This window comes from Fretibacterium sp., assembly GCF_057312375.1.
Genome location: NZ_DBHLDX010000125.1, coordinates 1 through 2,356, shown reverse-complemented (window position 1 = coordinate 2,356; position 2,356 = coordinate 1). Strand labels below are relative to the sequence as shown.

The following is a 2,356-nucleotide window of genomic DNA, read 5'->3' as shown; positions in this document are numbered from 1 at the left end:
CCCTCCCGGATGGCGTAGCGCGTCAGCTCCGCCATGCCGTTGCAGCCCACCTTGTCCATGATGCGGCGGCGGTGGGTGTCCACCGTGTTCTTGCTGATGGAGAGCCGCGCCGCGATCTGTTTTGCGTTCAGGCCCTTCACCAGGAGCTTCAGCACGTCCAGCTCCCGGTCGGAGAGCGGGCAGCTCGACGACGCCTCCTCCTCCAGAAGGCGCAGGTAGTCCTCGATCAGGAGGGAGAGCACGGACGGCGTGAGGTAGTACTGCCCCCTGCTCACCGTCAGGATGGCCTGATGGAGCTCCTCCGAGGTGCATTCCTTCAGGACGTAGCTGCAGGCCCCCGCCTTGAGGCTTTCCACGATGAACTCCCGGTCCCCGTGCATGGAGAGCGCCAGCACCCTGACGGAGGGGAAACGCTCTCGAAGCTGGCGCGTTGCCTGGATGCCGTTCAGGCGCGGCATGGTCATGTCCATCAGGACGACCTCCGGAACCACAATCGCCGTCTGCTCCAGCGCCTCCAGTCCGTCGTGGGCCTGGCCCACCAGCTCCACGTCCGGCGCCTTTCGGATCAGCTCCTTCAGCCCCTCCAAGAACAGCTCGTGGTCATCCGCCAGCAGGACCCGAACGCTCACCGTGAACCTCCCCCTTCAGCTTCAACGGACAGGACATCGCAACCGTCGCCCCCCTACCTGGAACGGACACGATCTGGACGCTTCCCCCTATGGCCCTCAGGCGCTCCTGGATGCTGAATAGGCCGAAGCCCTTCGCATCCCGCGCGCGCTCGGCGTCGTCCAGGCGAAACGAGGGGACGAATCCGCGCCCGTTGTCCTCCACGGCCACCATGATCTTCCCCGGACCTCGGTTGACGATGAGGTTCACGTGGGTTGCCCCGGAGTGCTTGATTACGTTCATCAGGAGCTCCCGCGTCATGCGGTACAGGATGACGCAGACGGCGTCGTCGGCGTTGAACTCGCCGATGGTGCCCTTGGACCTCAAACTCCAGCGGATGTCGTGGGTACCCAGGAGCGACTTCGCAAGCGCTTCCAGCGCCGGGTTCAGCCCCACCTCCTTCAGGACGGGAGGGCTGAGCTCGAAGATCAGGCTGCGGCTCTGCCTGATGAGGCGCTCCGTGCTGTCGGTCAGCAGGCGAAGCTCCTCCGTGACATCCTGCGGCAGGCCCCGCTCCAGAAGGCCCCGCAGCGCCTTGAGCTGGGCCACCAGCTCATAACCCACGCGATCGTGGAGGTCCGAGGCGATGGCGCGTCGGGTGTTCTCCTCGCTCAGCGTCAGTTGGGCGGCCAGCGCGCGCAGCTCCTCCTGTTTGCGCTTCAGCGCGTCGTCCGACGCCTTCCACTCCGTCTTGTCCAGGAAGATCACTGCGGTGTGGCGCGGCGGGAGGGGAAAGGCGATGGCCTCGAGGTAGCTTGCAATGTTCCAGCTCGCCCCCTCGCAGTGCACGGTGTGCCCCAGGCGCAGGCAGTCCACGATGATCCGCGGCCAGCGGTCCTCCGCATCCGGCCACACGTCGAGGAAGTTGCGCCCCACGACGTCCTGTTTCCTGACCCTCATCACGCGCTCGTAGGCCGGGTTGATGTCGACGAAGAAAATTCGCTCCGCACCCGGCGCCTCCGCAGGGTTCCCCGCAACCCGATACATCGCGATGGGGTCAAAGACCCGCTCAAAGAAGACTCGATAGGAAAATCCGTCGTTCGCCGTCCTCGTCGCCCCCTCTCGCTGTCTTTCTCACTCCCTGCCGAACCGTCTCAGGAGCTCTTCCGGCCCCAGGACCAGCATCGTGGGCCTGCCGTGGGGGCAGTGGAAGGGTTGAACGCACCGGTGGAGGTCGCGCCACAGCGCCAGGGCCTCCGCCGAAGCCAGAACGGTGGTGAGCTTCACGGCCGCCTTGCAGGCCATGGTCGCCCACGTCCGCCACAAAAGCTCCTTCGCGTCGCCGTCCCGGTCCCCCTTCAGCGCCGCGAGGGACGCCCTCAACAGGGCCTCCGGCTCCGGCGCGCCGTCGGGCAGCGCGGGGATGGCAGCGAGGCGCAAACCGCCTTCATGGCTCTCCAGGCCGAAGCCCACCGCTTCAAGGGCGGCGCGGTACTCCTCCGCCTCTAGGGCCAGCGTCGGCGGCAGCGGCGTCGGGATGAGGAGCTTCTGGACCGCCGCCTCTCCCGTGGCCCGGTCGCGAATCCGTTCGTACCCCACCCGCTCGTGCGCCGCATGGGGGTCCATCAGCACCAGCCCCTCCGGCGTGTCAAAAATCAGGTAGCCCTGGGAGGTCTGCCCCATGTAGACCGGAGCCTCCATCGCCGGAGTGTCCTCCGGCGATGGGCTCGGTTCGTCCCTCTCCTCCCGC

At 66.8% G+C, this 2,356-nt stretch carries 3 protein-coding genes; all 3 read right to left on the bottom strand.

The features are described from left to right. Positions 1-629, bottom strand: a 629-nt coding sequence (locus ACO41U_RS10390) for a response regulator (protein ID WP_485943780.1), incomplete at its 3' end; no start/stop codon positions are given. Further along, entirely contained in the window at positions 601-1,653 is a 1,053-nt protein-coding gene (locus tag ACO41U_RS10385; protein ID WP_485943778.1) for a PAS domain-containing sensor histidine kinase, read from the bottom strand. The genes ACO41U_RS10385 and ACO41U_RS10390, both read right to left, overlap by 29 nt. 87 nt (positions 1,654-1,740) lie before the next feature. Beyond that, positions 1,741-2,356: DNA mismatch repair MutL family protein (locus ACO41U_RS10380; RefSeq protein WP_485943776.1), on the bottom strand; the 616-nt coding region annotated here is incomplete at its 5' end.

Excerpts from the sequence above, each read along its gene's own strand:
- ACO41U_RS10385 (WP_485943778.1), bottom strand. The coding sequence starts at position 1,653 with ATGTATCGGGTTGCGGGGAACCCTGCGGAGGCGCCGGGTGCGGAGCGA.